The organism is Bradyrhizobium sp. CCH5-F6, from assembly GCF_001556045.1.
In the GTDB taxonomy this organism is placed as follows: Bacteria; Pseudomonadota; Alphaproteobacteria; order Rhizobiales; family Xanthobacteraceae; genus Bradyrhizobium.
Genome location: NZ_LSIC01000014.1, coordinates 25,058 through 38,897, shown reverse-complemented (window position 1 = coordinate 38,897; position 13,840 = coordinate 25,058). Strand labels below are relative to the sequence as shown.

The following is a 13,840-nucleotide window of genomic DNA, read 5'->3' as shown; positions in this document are numbered from 1 at the left end:
CAAAGCAACCTTGGCCGCGTTCTCCCGGGCCAACGACTTTACGCAACACAGCTACGACCGCCTGGATCGCCATGATCGCGACGGAGTTGCACTGGAGGGTATGACTCCCATGCCCTTGATTGGTTCCTTCCCGGGGGCATGTAGGCTAGAGGATAGCGCGTCAGGACCGGCGCGGAAACCCCTCGCCCGCAGGCTTGGAGATAAATAGGCATCATGAATCCCGTCAAAGAACTGGAAAAGCACGGCCAAGCCGTCTGGCTGGACTTCCTCGCCCGCGGCTTCATCGCCAAGGGCGACCTGAAGCGGCTGATCGAGACCGACGGCGTCAAGGGCGTCACCTCCAATCCGTCGATCTTCGAAAAGGCGATCGGCAGCTCGGACGAGTATGACGCGCCGATCGGCAAGGCGCTGAAGCGCGGCGATCGGACCGTGGCCGACCTGTTCGAGGCCGTGGCCGTCGAGGACATCCAGAACGCGGCCGATGTGCTGCGCCCGGTCTATGACCGCCTCAAGGGCGGCGACGGCTATGTCAGCCTGGAAGTCTCGCCCTATCTGGCGATGGACACCGCCGGCACCGTCGCCGAGGCGCGGCGGCTCTGGAAGGACGTTGGTCGCAAGAACCTGATGGTGAAAGTGCCCGCGACGCCGGAGGGCCTGCCGGCGATCGAACAGCTGATCGGCGAAGGCATCAGCATCAACATCACGCTGCTGTTCTCCAAGGCGGTCTACCTCGAGGTGGCCGAGGCCTACATTGCCGGCCTCGAAAAATACGTCGCCGGCGGCGGCGACCCCTCGCATGTCGCGAGCGTGGCGAGTTTCTTCGTCAGCCGCATCGACTCGGTCGTGGACAAGCAGCTCGACGAGAAGATTGCGCGCGCCAACGATCCCTCCGAGAAGGAACGGCTCGCCGCGCTCAAGGGCAAGGTCGCGATCGCCAACGCCAAGCTCGCCTACCAGGATTACAAGCGTCTGTTCTCGGGGCCGCGCTGGGAGAAGCTCGCCGCCAAGGGCGCCAGGCCGCAGCGCATGCTGTGGGCCTCCACCGGCACCAAGAACAAGGACTACAGCGACGTCCTTTACGTCGAAGAGTTGATCGGCCCCAATACCATCAACACGGTGCCGCCGGCGACGCTGGATGCGTTCCGCGACCATGGCAAGCCGCGCGACAGCCTCGAAGAGAATATCGATGACGCCCGGCGGGTGCTGGAGGAGCTGGAGCGCTCCGGCATCTCGCTCGATGCGATCGCCGAGGAGCTGGTCAAGGATGGCGTGAAGCTGTTTGCGGATGCCGCCGACAAGCTCTACGGCGCGGTCGCCCACAAGCGCGCGGTCGTGCTCGGGCCCGCGCTCGATCGCCAGCTTCTCTCGCTCGGCGACGGGCTGGGCAAGGCCGTGGCCGAGAGCACCGAGCAATGGCGGGCGTCCGCCAGGATCCGCAGGCTGTGGCAGCGCGACAAGTCGGTCTGGACCGGTACGGACGAGGACAAATGGCTGGGCTGGCTCGACAGCGCGGCCAAGGCGGACATCGCCGACTACGAAGACTATGCGGGCCGCGTGAAGGGCCAGAAATTCTCCGATGCCGTCGTGCTCGGCATGGGCGGATCGAGCCTCGGCCCCGAAGTGCTGGCCGAGACCTTCGGCAAGAAGCCCGGCTTCCCGAAACTGCATGTGCTGGATTCCACCGATCCGGCGCAAGTGCGGGCGATGGAGGCGAAAATCGACATCGCCAACACCGTATTCATCGTCTCCAGCAAGTCCGGCGGCACCACCGAGCCGAATGCGATGAAGGATTATTTCCACGAGCGGGTTGCCAAGGCGGTCGGCACGAAGGTGAAGACCGGCCATCGATTCATCGCGGTCACCGATCCCGGCTCGTCGCTGGAGAAGGCGGCGAAGAAGCTGAACTATGCCCGCATCTTCCACGGCGAGCCCTCGATCGGCGGTCGCTATTCAGTGCTCTCGCCCTTCGGTCTGGTGCCGGCGGCGACCGCGGGCATCGACGTCAAGACCTTCATCAAGCATGCGCTGGCGATGGCGCGCTCCTGCGGGCCGGACGTGCCGCCCTCGGAGAACCCGGGCGTGCAGCTCGGCCTCGCCATGGGACTCGCCGGCCTCGAGGGCCGCGACAAGGTGACGATCCTGGCATCGAAGAAGATCGCCGATTTCGGCGCCTGGGCCGAACAGCTGATCGCGGAATCGACCGGCAAGGAGGGCAAGGGCCTGATCCCGATCGAGGGCGAGCCGCTGGGCGATCCCTCGGTCTATGGCAACGACCGGTTCTTCATCGACATCCGTGTCGACGGCGAGGCGGACGCAGCCCATGACTCGAAGCTCGCGGCGATCGAGGCGGCCGGTCATCCCGTCGTGCGCATCGTCATGAAGTCGATCGAGCATCTCGGCCAGGAGTTCTTCCGATTCGAGATGGCGACGGCGGTTGCCGGCTCCATCCTCGGCATCAATCCGTTCGACCAGCCGGACGTGGAAGCGGCCAAGGTCAAGACGCGCGAGCTCACCGCGGCGTTCGAGAAAACAGGTGCGCTGCCGGAAGAGCGACCGGTCGTCAGCACCAAGGAGGCCGATCTCTACACCGACGAGACCAATGCCGAGGCACTTCGCGCCGCCGGCGCCAATGGCGACCTCACCTCATGGCTGAAGGCGCATCTGTCGCGCTCGGGCGACGGCGACTATGTCGCCCTGCTCGGCTACGTCGCGCGCGACAAGACGACCATCGACGCACTGCAGGCGATGCGGCTGGAGGTGCGCGAGAAGCGGCACGTCGCGACCTGTGCCGAGTTCGGACCGCGCTTCCTCCACTCCACAGGCCAGGCCTATAAAGGCGGCCCCGACAGCGGCGTGTTTCTCCAGATCACGGCCGATGATGCCCAGGATCTTCCGGTGCCAGGCCAGAAGGCCAGCTTCGCAATCATCAAGGCGGCGCAGGCGCGCGGCGATTTCGACGTGCTCACCGAGCGCGGCCGGCGCGCGCTGCGCGTGCACCTGAAGGGCGGGCTCAAGAAGGGTCTCGCAGCACTCAACGCGGCGCTCAACGAGGCGCTGAACTAAGGGAATAATGCACATGCAACTCGGCATGATCGGCCTCGGCCGGATGGGCGGCAACATCGTTCGCCGCCTGATGCGCCACGGCCATTCGACCGTGGTCTACGACAAGGACGCCAAGGCCGTCGCAGGCCTCACCGCCGATGGCGCGGTCGGCTCGGCAACGCTCGAAGAGTTCATCTCCAAGCTCGAGCGGCCACGCACGGCCTGGGTGATGCTGCCAGCGGGGCACATCACCGAGACCACGATCGAGACGATCGCCGGCGTGATGCAGGCTGGCGACGTCATCATCGACGGCGGCAACACGTTCTGGCAGGACGACGTCCGCCGCGGCAAGGCGCTGAAGGAGCGCGGCATCCACTATGTCGATGTCGGCACCTCCGGCGGAGTCTGGGGGCTCGACCGCGGCTATTGCATGATGATCGGCGGCGAGAAGCAGGTGGTCGACCGGCTCGATCCGATCTTCGCCGCGCTCGCGCCCGGCGCCGGCGACATTCCGCGCACCGAAGGACGAGAGGGCCGCGATCCCCGGATCGAGCAGGGCTACATCCATGCCGGTCCGGTCGGCGCCGGCCACTTCGTCAAGATGATCCACAACGGCATCGAATACGGCCTGATGCAGGCCTATGCCGAAGGTTTCGACATTCTCAAGAATGCCAACATCGAGGCCTTGCCGGCGGATCACCGCTACGATTTCGACCTCGCCGACATCGCCGAAGTATGGCGGCGCGGCAGCGTGATTCCGTCCTGGTTGCTCGACCTCACCTCGGCCGCACTCGCCGACAGCCCGCAGCTGTCGGAATATTCCGGCTTCGTCGAAGATTCCGGCGAAGGTCGCTGGACCGTGAATGCCGCGATCGACGAGGCCGTGCCGGCCGAAGTTCTGACCGCGGCGCTCTACGCACGTTTCCGTTCCCGCAAGGAACACACCTTCGCCGAAAAAATCCTTTCCGCGATGCGTGCAGGGTTCGGCGGCCATAAGGAGCCGAAGCAGCCGGGCGCGGCGAAGCCCAAGTGAGCGTCAACAAAGCGAAGGCCGACCGTTCGTGACAAAAGACCCGCAGCCAAAGCGCAAGCCGGAAAATTGCGCCTTCGTCATCTTTGGCGTGACCGGCGACCTCACCCACCGACTGGTGATGCCATCGCTCTACAATCTTGCCGCCGAGCATCTGTTACCGGAAAAATTCTGTGTGGTCGGCGTAGCGCGCAAGGGCCAATCCGACGACGAGCTGCGCGACAGCCTGATGAAGGGCCTGCGCCAGTTCGCGACCCGGCCCGTGGACGACGACATCGCCAGGAAGCTGCTGGAATGCGTGACCTTCGTCGAGGCCGACGCAAAGGATCCGCCTTCGTTCGATCGCTTGCGCGAGCATCTGGATTCGCTGGAATGCGCGCAAGGCACCGGCGGCAATCGCCTGTTCTACCTGGCGACACCGCCGGCCGCATTCGCGCCGACGGCGCGCGAGCTCGGCCGCACCGGCATGATGAAGGAGAACGGCGCCTGGCGGCGGCTGGTGATCGAGAAGCCGTTCGGCACCGATCTCGACTCGGCCCGCGCGCTCAACGCCGAGCTGTTGAAGATCATGGAGGAGCACCAGATCTACCGGATCGATCATTATCTCGGCAAGGAGACGGTGCAGAATATCCTGGTGCTGCGCTTTGCCAACGGCATGTTCGAGCCGATCTGGAATCGCAACCACATCGACCACATCCAGATCACCGTGGAGGAGAGGCTCGGCGTCGGCCATCGCGGCGGCTTCTATGATGCCACCGGGGCGCTGCGCGACATGGTGCCGAATCATCTGTTCCAGCTGATGTCGCTCGTGGCGATGGAGCCGCCGGCCCGGTTCGACGCGCATTCGGTGCGCTCCGAGAAGGCCGACGTCCTCAACTCGATCCAGCAGCCGAGCCGGGAAGAGGCGCTGAAGAATTCGGTGCGCGCGCAGTATCTGGCGGGGCGCATCGGCGACGACGACCTCCCGGACTATCGCAAGACCGAGGACGTCAAGCCCGACAGCACCACCGAAACTTTCGTCGCGCTGAAGCTGATGATCGACAATTGGCGCTGGGCCGGCGTGCCCTTTTACCTGCGCACCGGCAAGGCACTCGGGCACAAACGGACTGAAGTCGCGATCAAGTTCAAGCAGGCGCCGCTGTCGATGTTTTCAGGCACGGACATCGACCGCCTCTCGCAAAATTTCCTGACCATCGGCATCGCGCCGACCGAGACCATCGAGCTGCAGTTCAACGCCAAGATTCCGGGGCCGAGCATCACCATCGACGGCGTCGAGATGAAGTTCCGCTACGGCGACTATTTCCGCGTCGATCCCTCGACCGGCTACGAGACGCTGATCTACGACTGCATGATCGGCGACAACATCCTGTTCCAGCGCGCCGACGGCATCGAGGCCGGATGGCAGGCCGTGCAGCCGTTCCTGGACGCCTGGTCAAGCGCGGGAACCAACGGCATCGAAACCTATGAGGCCGGCAGCGACGGCCCCGCCTGCGCCGACGAGCTGCTCCGGCGCGACGGACGAAGCTGGCGGAAGTTCTCGTGACGGCCGCGGCAGACCAGCCGAAGCTGATCGTCGCGGCCGATGCCGAAGCCCTGGCGCAAGCGGCGGCCGAACGGGTGATGGCGCGGATCGCCGCCAACGCCGGGCGCATCGCGATCTGCCTCACCGGCGGCTCCAGCCCGAAGAGGCTCTATCAGTTGCTCGGCAGCGAAGCCTGGCGCGGCCGGATCCCGTGGGACCGCGTGCACTGGTTCATCGGCGACGAGCGCTTCGTGCCCGAGAGCGATCCCCTCAACAACATGGCGCTCGCGCGCGCCGCGTTTCTCGACCGCAACGCGCCAGCCGGCCATATCCATCCGATTCCGACCACGGCCGAGAATCCCGATGCCGGCGCTGAAGCCTATGCACGCGAGCTGCAGGCCTTCTATGGCGCAGACCGGCTCGATCCGGGCCGCCCGCTGTTCGACCTCGTCCTGATGGGCGCCGGACCGGACGGCCACACCGCCTCGCTCTTTCCCGGTTATCCCGAGATCGAGGAGACCCGACGCTGGGTCGCCGGCGTCGCCAAGGCCAATGTCGCGCCGTTCGTGCCGCGAGTCTCGCTCACCCTGCCCGTTCTGGCCTCCTGCCGCGAGATGCTGTTCGAGATTGCCGGGCACGACAAGCGGCCGATCTTGACGCGCCTCTTCAATGGCGAGAATCTGCCGGCCTTGCGCGCGCGCTCGAATGGCGAGACCGTCTGGCTGGTCGACCAGGCCGCGCTTCCGGAGGACATTCGTGGGCCGCGCTGAAGCACCTTGTGCATTGATCGTGATGGGCGTGTCGGGTTCGGGCAAGAGCACGGTTGCGAAGGCGCTCGGAGAGCGGCTCGGCTGGCGCTTCGAGGACGGCGACAGCTTTCATCCCGCCAGCAACGTCGAGAAGATGCGGGCCGGCCATCCGCTCACCGACGAAGACCGCCGGCCCTGGCTCAATGCGATCGCCGACGAGATCGCGCGCGTGTGCGGGCGCGGCGAGCACGTCATCATCGCCTGCTCGGCGCTGAAGCACGCCTATCGTGACGTGCTGCTGCGCGGTCGCGACGACGTCCGCTTCGTCTTCCTTAAGGGCACGAAGGAGCTGATCGCCGAACGGCTGGCCCATCGCAAGGGGCACTTCATGCCGCCCGAGCTGCTGGCGAGCCAATTCAACACGCTGGAGCCGCCCGAGGCGAGCGAGCACGTCGTCACCGTCTCGATCGACGAATCGGTCGAAGCGATCGTGGACGGCGTGGTGAGGCAATTGAAGCTGGGCGGCACGAAACGCTAGAGCGCGATGAGATTTGGATGAACCGTCATCGCACTTTAGCTCTCTTGTCTTAGCATGGTCTTTTCGGGAAACGCTCCACGCTTTTCTGGATCGTACTTTTGGAAAGTTCAGGTTCTGCCATGACGCAAATCTCACTCGTGGTGTCCGATGTCGACGGCACACTGCTGACCAAGGACAAGACGCTGACCGAGCGCGCGAGGAGCGCGGTGCAGCGGCTGCACCAGGCCGGCATCGGCTTCACCATCACTTCCAGCCGCCCCGCGATCGGCATGCGTCTCCTGATCGAGCCGCTGGCGTTGTGGCTGCCGGTCGGCCCGTTCAACGGCTCCTCGATCGTCGATCCCGAGATGAGGCCGGTCGAGCAGCACCTGATTCCCGCGAGCGCGGCCGAGCGGTCCTTGCAGATTCTCCGTGAATTCGGCGCCGACATCTGGCTGTTCACCACCGACGAATGGCTGATCGACAATCCCAGCGGCAGCTACGTCGCCCACGAGCAGCACACGATCCGCGCCGACCCCACCATCGTGTCCGATTTTTCACCCTACCTTTCGAGCGCCTGCAAGATCGTCGGCGCCAGTGCCGATGCCGCCGGGCTCGCGGCTTGCGAAAAGGCGATGCAAGATGCGCTCGGCAGCGAGGCCACCGCGGTGCGCTCGCAGACCTATTATCTCGACATCACCCCGCCCAACGTCAACAAGGGCACTTTCGTGCAGGCCATGGCGAAACGCCTCGGCATCTCGACCGACGCCGTCGCCACCATCGGCGACATGCAGAACGACCTTGCCATGTTCCGCGTCAGCGGCACCTCGATCGCCATGGGCAACGCCGCCGACAACGTCAAGGACCAGGCCACCCACGTAACCGCGAGCAACGAGCAGGACGGTTTTGCGGAAGCGATGGAGATGATCTTGAAGCGGAACGGGATTGGCTAGAGCTTTGTCGCCAGTCCGAGCGGAACGCTCGCTGTTCACCTCTCCCCAGCGGGGAGAGGTGAAGAAGCCTCTGCCGCGCCGATCTACTTCGATCGCTGCATCGCCGGCTTCTCGCTGCCCTGCCTGGCCGCCGAAAGATTATGCGCGGTGTTGATCAAGGCGATGTGGGTCAGCGCCTGCGGAAAATTTCCGGTCTGGCGCCGCGCCATGGAATCGTATTCCTCCGCCAGCAGCCCGACGTCGTTGGCAATGCTCACGACGCGATCGAACAGGCGTTGCGCCTTGTCGAGATCGCCTGACAGCACATAGGCGTCGGCGAGCCACAGGCTACAGGCCAGGAAGGCGCCTTCCAGCGGCGGCTGGTCCGCTGGCAGCTCGCGCGGATCGTGCCGCAGGACGAAGCCGTCTCGGATCAGACATTTCTCGACGGCCGCGATGGTGCCGCGGATGCGCGGATCGGACGCCGGCAGGAAACCGACGGCTGGCAGCAGCAGGACGCTGGCATCGAGCAGCTTCGAGCCGTAGGATTCGACGAAGGCGTTTTCCTCCGCGTCGAAGCCCTTGTTGCAGACGTCGCGATGAATGGCATCGCGCAAGGTGCGCCAGTGCAGGAGCGGCGCCTTGAAGCCGAAGGTCTCGGCGCTCTTGATGCCGCGATCGAAGGCGACCCAGGTCATCACCTTGGAGAAGACGTAATGCTTCGGCTGTCCGCGCCGCTCCCAGATACCGTGATCCGGCCGGTCCCAGACCTCGGCCAGATGGTTGAGCACGGCGCATTCCAGCGCCCAGGTCTGCTCGTCGAGCTTGAGCTTGGCCATGCGCGACTGGTGGAAGGCGTCGATCAGTTCGCCATAGACATCGAGCTGGAGCTGGGCATGCGCGGCGTTGCCGACGCGCACGGGCTGGGCGCCCTCGTAGCCGCCGAGCCAGCCCGCCTCCCATTCGAGCAGCCGCCGCTGTCCCCAGATGCCGTACATGATCTGCATGTTCGCCGGCGAACCGGCGGCTGCGCGCAGCAGCCAGTTGTGCCAGGCCGAGGCTTCCTCGGTGTAGCCCGAATTCATCAGCGCCAGCAGCGTGAAGGTGGCGTCGCGCAACCAGCAGAAGCGGTAGTCCCAGTTCCTGCTGCCCCCGAGCTTTTCCGGCAATGAGGTGGTCGGTGCCGCGACGATGCCGCCGGTCGGCGCAAAGGTCAGCGCCTTGAGCGTGATCAGCGAGCGCAAGACGAGGTTCTGATAGTCGCCGTCGCGGGTGCAGCGGCCGCACCAGTCCTGCCAGAATTTCTCGGTCTCCTGGAGAGCGACCTCCGGATCGATCGGCGCGGGCGGCTTCAGATGCGAGGGGCCGTAGGTCAGCACGAAAGGCACGGTCTCGTCCGCCCCGATCTCGAATTCGGCGATCGTCGTCAGATCCTCGCCGTGGGTCGCGACGGGTGTTCGCAGCACCGTCATGTCCTGGCCGCAGATTGCCAGCAGCGCATGATCCATCCGCCGCACCCAGGGAATGTCGGCGCCGAAGCCGAAGCGGATGACGAGTTCCATCCGCATCTTCACGGTGCCGCTGACGCCGCGGACCAGCCGCACGATGTCGGACGCCTTGCCGCGCGGCGGCATGAAGTCGATCAGTGCGACGGTGCCGCTCTTCGTCTCAAACCGCGTTTCGAGAATGAGGGTATTGCCGAGATAGCGCCGCGAGATGCGGGTCGCAGCCTCGCTCGGCGCGATCAGCCAGCGTCCATTCTTGTCCGTGCCGAGGATAGCGGCGAAGCAGGCGTCGGAATCGAAGGCAGGCCAGCACAGCCAGTCGATCGAGCCGTTGCGCCCGACCAGCGCCGCGGTCTCGCAATCGCCGATCAGCGCGTAGTCCTCGATCCTCTGGGACAATGTCGTGCGAGCCTCGAAGTCCCCGGCCGTTCAATTCCCGCCGGGCAATGAACGTTCCCGCGTCGCGGCCTTCAAAGCCGCGAGATCGACCTTGGACGCGATCTTGTCGAGCGCGACAGGCAGACGCTGGCGCCAGTTCGGGTGCTCATCGATCGTGCCGGGAATGTTGGGCTGGTCGATCACGCCCAGCAGATCCTCCAGCGACACCGCGAGCAACCGCGACGGCGTGCGCGACAGGAAGGCGAGCACCGAATAGAGGTCGTTCCCCTTGATGCCGTTCTGGCGCAGGATCTCGTCGAGCCTGCCGAGCGCGTCCCAGCGCGCCTGGTCGTTCTCGCCGGGATCGAGCCCGAGCGAGCGCTTCATCTTGAGATCGCTGAAGGAGCGCCAGCCGGCATAGGTCGACAGATCATGCGTGTTCAGCGTGACCAGCGCGTTGGGCCGGTAATGGTCGATATGGCGGAAATGGCCGGCATCGTCGCGCTCGAACATCATCACGAGATAGGACCAGATGCCGAAATCCTGCATCGTCTCGCGGAAACCTTCCGGCACCGTGCCGAGATCCTCACCGATCACGATGCATTTATGCCTGGCGCTCTCGCTCGCCACCGCAGCCAGCAATGCCTCGAACGGCATCTGCACATAGGCGCCATTGTCGGGTTTGAAGCCGCGCGGCACGAGATATAGCCGCTTCAGCCCGAGCACATGATCGAGCCTGATGGCGCCTGCATGGCGCATCGAGGCCGCGAGCATGTCCGCGAACGGCACGAAGGACTGCGCTTCGAGCCCACCGGCGTTGAACCCGGCGAGCCCCCAGTCCTGGCCGACGGTGTTGAGCACGTCGGGCGGCGCGCCGACGGCGAGATGGCGGGAGATCGCCGTCTGCTCGTTCCAGGCATCGAAGCCGTTGGACTGCACGCCGACGGCAACATCGAGATACAATCCAACCCGCATACCGAGCCGGCTGGCGAGCTCCTTGGCGGCGTGCAGCTGGCTATCGGCCGTCCATTGCACGAACTCGACGAATTCGACCTCGCGCTTGTCCGGGCCATTGCGCAGCTCGGCGCATTTCGCCTCATCCGGCTGCTGCCATTTCGACGGCCATTCCCACCAGGGTGCGGTGAAGCGATGGCGCAGCACCTCGAAGCAGGCAAAACGGGACAAAAGCGGCGCGCGCGCGGCGCGGAAGGCGTCAAACGCCTTGCGGCGCGCCTCGCTCGCGCTCGTCACGAAGCTGTCATAGGCGGCGCGAAGGCCGCGCCATTTCAATGCCGCCATGTCGGCATAGGGGACGCGATCACCTTCGCGCAGACGGGCGGCGGTCGCGGCCGCGTCGGGCACGAGGTCGGCCGAGAATTCCGGGATCGCCTCGACGTCGATATAGAGCGGGTTGAGGAACAGCCGGCTGTTCGGCGAATAGGGGCTGCAATCGGCCGGGCGATCGTCAAACAGGACATGCAGCGGATTGAGCCCGACGCCGTCAGCTCCGAGCTGCTTGGCAAGCCTGACCAGCCCCGCGAGGTCGGTGAAGTCGCCGATGCCCCAATTGCGGTCCGAACGGACGCTGTAGAGCTGGACGGCGAGCAGCCAGCCGCGGTCGAAATCGCCGCCGAAGGCCCGTTCGGGCGCCACGATCATCGGCACCTCTTCCGTCACGCCTTCGGCATCGGTCAGCGTCAAGCGGTGATATCCGAGCGGCAGGCCGGCGGGCCAGGCGATGACGGGCTCGCGCGTCTCGCCTTGGGCGATCACATTGCCGTTGCCGCGGATTGTCCATTGCAGCGGCGGCGCGCCGATAGCCGCCAATTCCGTGCGCGGATGCCCCAGCGCGCGCACCACGACCGGCCCGCTGACGAAGCGATACACCCGCTTCTCCGGCAGGGCATCGAGGATCGATTTGAGGGCCACGGGATCGGTGACCCGGAGCTTTCCGAGGGCATCGATGAATTCGGACTGAACGCCCTTGATCCGGGCTTGAGCTAAAAGATCCATTCGGCACGCAGCTTGCAGGCCATTGTCCGGCCAGGGTTATTGATTTTAACGAAGTCGCGGAAGAGGTTAGCCAGATTCAACTCGCAGACTACGCTTGCCGTTCCCCAGGGAACCAATGACACACAAGCGGCTTTCTATCATGGTACCAAGCGTGGGTTCCCGACAAGGGAAACGGGCTCCTGCTTTCTTGTCAATGGCATCACCGTGAACAAGACAATTCAAACTGTCGAGAGTGCCGCAGCCGGCGGCGCTTTCCTGATCGAGGACGTCTATCCCTCGATCGACGGCGGCCGCTTCGCCGTGAAGCGGATTGCGGGCCAGCCGGTCGAGGTCTGGGCCGACATCTATCGCGACGGCGAGGCCGTGATATCGGCCGCGCTGATGTGGCGCCGCGAGCAGGACCGGGAATGGCGGAGCGAGCCGATGATCCATCATGGCAATGACCGCTGGTCCGGCACGTTCACACCCGTTGAGCCCGGCCAGTATGTCTACGCGATCGAAGCCTGGACCGACGAGTTCGCCACCTGGTCTCACGCGGTGGCGCGCAAGCAGCGCAACGGGGCCGATGTCAGCCTCGATGCGATCGAGGGCGCGAGCCTCTTGACCAAGGCGCATAGCGCGCGGCAGGACGCAGCCATGGTCATCATCAGGCAGTGCGAGGATTATCTCAGGAACGGCGACGTCAATTCGCTGCTCGCAACCGAGCTTGGCGAAGCCATGGCCGAGAGCCAGTCCAGGCCCGACCTGACGCGCTCGCAGCTCTTCCCGCTGACCGTCGACCGCGACAAGGCGCGCTTCGGCGCCTGGTACCAGATGATGCCGCGCAGCCAGAGCGCATTGCCGGGACGGCATGGGACGCTGCGCGACTGCATCGCCCGCGTGCCCGACATCGCCGCCATGGGCTTTGACGTGCTCTACTTCACGCCGATCCACCCGATCGGCCATACCCGCCGCAAGGGCCGCAACAATGCACCGGTGGCACATGAGAGCGATCCCGGCTCGCCCTATGCGATCGGCTCGGCGGAGGGCGGCCACGATGCGCTTCATCCCGAGCTCGGCACGATCGAGGATTTCCGCGCGCTGGTTGCAACCTGCCTCGAATATGGTCTCGAGCTCGCGCTCGACTTCGCCGTGCAGTGCTCGCCGGACCATCCCTGGCTGACCCAGCATCCGGAATGGTTCAAATGGCGACCGGACCGCTCGGTGCGGACGGCGGACGGGCCCTATTCCGACATCGTCATCCCCGACTTCGCCTCGGTGGATCGCGCCGGCCTGTGGAATGCGTTTCGCGACGCCATGCTGTTCTGGATCGACCATGGCGTGACCATCTTCGCCATCGACAATCACGACACCGCTCCGCTTCCGTTCTGGGAGTGGCTGATCCGCGACATCCGCCGCCGGCATCCCGAGGTGATCCTGTTCTCCAAGACCTTTGCCCGGCCGAAGCTGATGAAGGGCCTCGCCAAGCTCGGCTTCGCGCAGTCCTTTACCTATTTTCCCTGGCGCACCTCGCGCTGGGAGCTGGAGCAATATCTCGGCGAACTGACGCGCTATCCCGAACGCGATTTCTACCGTCCGCACATGTTCGTCAACACGCCCGACCTGTTGCCCTATCACCTCCAGAGCGGCGAAGCCTGGGCATTCAAGTCGCGCATCGCGCTGGCGGCGACGCTCTCGGGCAATTACGGCATCTACAGCGGCTTCGAGCTCCTGGAGCACGAGGCGGTCCCCGGCCGCGAGGAATATCTCGATTCCGAGAAGTACCGGATCAAGCAGCGCGACTGGGACAAGCCCGGCAACATCAAGCCCTGCATTACCGCGCTCAATCGCATCCGCAACGAAAATGCGGCGCTCCAGCAGACGGTCAATCTGCGCTTCCTCGGCGTCGAGGACGGCGAGACGATCGCCTTCGTCAAGGAGGCAGCCGAGCCTGCCAACACCGTCATCGTCGTGATCGCGCTGTCGCGCCGGGAACGCGAGTTCTGGCTGCCTCTCGGCGACGTCACCATTGACGCCCATGGACAGCGCCACCATGTGACGGCACTCGAAAACCTCCTCACCGGCGAACGGTCCCGCATCGAATGGGGCGGGATCAGGTTGCGTATCGATCCCGACCGCGATCCCGCGCTCCTGTTCCGCTGCCTGGCGTAAG

9 protein-coding genes are annotated in these 13,840 nt (G+C 65.1%); 7 read left to right on the top strand and 2 right to left on the bottom strand.

Going from position 1 to position 13,840, the window contains the following annotated elements:
• Nucleotides 1-213 precede the first annotated feature (213 nt).
• The 6 genes from AX729_RS02530 (at nt 214) to AX729_RS02505 (ending at nt 7,813) form a co-directional block, all read left to right on the top strand.
• Nucleotides 214-3,063, top strand: a complete 2,850-nt coding sequence (locus tag AX729_RS02530; protein ID WP_061020333.1) for a bifunctional transaldolase/phosoglucose isomerase — start codon at nt 214-216, stop codon at nt 3,061-3,063.
• Nucleotides 3,064-3,076: 13 nt separating this feature from the next.
• Entirely contained in the window at nt 3,077-4,075 is a 999-nt protein-coding gene (gene gnd, locus AX729_RS02525; RefSeq protein WP_061020332.1) for a phosphogluconate dehydrogenase (NAD(+)-dependent, decarboxylating), read from the top strand.
• Nucleotides 4,076-4,103: 28 nt separating this feature from the next.
• Nucleotides 4,104-5,615, top strand: a complete 1,512-nt coding sequence (zwf, locus tag AX729_RS02520; RefSeq protein WP_061020331.1) for a glucose-6-phosphate dehydrogenase — start codon at nt 4,104-4,106, stop codon at nt 5,613-5,615.
• Nucleotides 5,612-6,364 (top strand): 6-phosphogluconolactonase, encoded by a 753-nt coding sequence (gene pgl / locus AX729_RS02515; RefSeq protein ID WP_061020330.1) that lies wholly within the window; start codon nt 5,612-5,614, stop codon nt 6,362-6,364. Before zwf ends, pgl begins: the two co-directional genes overlap by 4 nt.
• Nucleotides 6,351-6,881 (top strand): gluconokinase, encoded by a 531-nt coding sequence (locus AX729_RS02510; protein ID WP_156456668.1) that lies wholly within the window; start codon nt 6,351-6,353, stop codon nt 6,879-6,881. Before pgl ends, AX729_RS02510 begins: the two co-directional genes overlap by 14 nt.
• A gap of 119 nt (nt 6,882-7,000) precedes the next feature.
• Nucleotides 7,001-7,813: a Cof-type HAD-IIB family hydrolase gene (locus AX729_RS02505; protein ID WP_061020329.1), complete on the top strand. Its 813-nt coding sequence runs from the start codon at nt 7,001-7,003 to the stop codon at nt 7,811-7,813.
• A gap of 83 nt (nt 7,814-7,896) precedes the next feature.
• Here the strand turns inward: AX729_RS02505 and AX729_RS02500 are convergent, their stop codons facing one another.
• Both AX729_RS02500 and malQ read right to left on the bottom strand, forming a co-directional pair.
• Complete coding sequence (locus AX729_RS02500) at nt 7,897-9,696, bottom strand: glycoside hydrolase family 15 protein (RefSeq protein ID WP_061020328.1); 1,800 nt, start codon at nt 9,694-9,696, stop codon at nt 7,897-7,899.
• Nucleotides 9,697-9,726: 30 nt separating this feature from the next.
• Nucleotides 9,727-11,688, bottom strand: coding sequence for a 4-alpha-glucanotransferase (gene malQ / locus AX729_RS02495; RefSeq protein WP_061020327.1), 1,962 nt, complete (start codon nt 11,686-11,688; stop codon nt 9,727-9,729).
• A 204-nt stretch (nt 11,689-11,892) separates the two neighbouring features.
• Between malQ and AX729_RS02490 the strand changes: the two genes are divergently transcribed.
• Nucleotides 11,893-13,839 carry a maltotransferase domain-containing protein gene (locus AX729_RS02490; protein WP_061020326.1) on the top strand — a complete coding sequence of 649 codons (1,947 nt, stop codon included), beginning with the start codon at nt 11,893-11,895 and terminating at the stop codon, nt 13,837-13,839.
• The last annotated feature ends 1 nt before the right edge of the window (nt 13,840 follow it).

Coding starts and splice junctions, on each gene's coding strand:
- AX729_RS02530 (WP_061020333.1), top strand. CDS start 214: ATGAATCCCGTCAAAGAACTGGAAAAGCACGGCCAAGCCGTCTGGCTG.
- gnd (WP_061020332.1), top strand. CDS start 3,077: ATGCAACTCGGCATGATCGGCCTCGGCCGGATGGGCGGCAACATCGTT.
- AX729_RS02505 (WP_061020329.1), top strand. CDS start 7,001: ATGACGCAAATCTCACTCGTGGTGTCCGATGTCGACGGCACACTGCTG.
- malQ (WP_061020327.1), bottom strand. CDS start 11,688: ATGGATCTTTTAGCTCAAGCCCGGATCAAGGGCGTTCAGTCCGAATTC.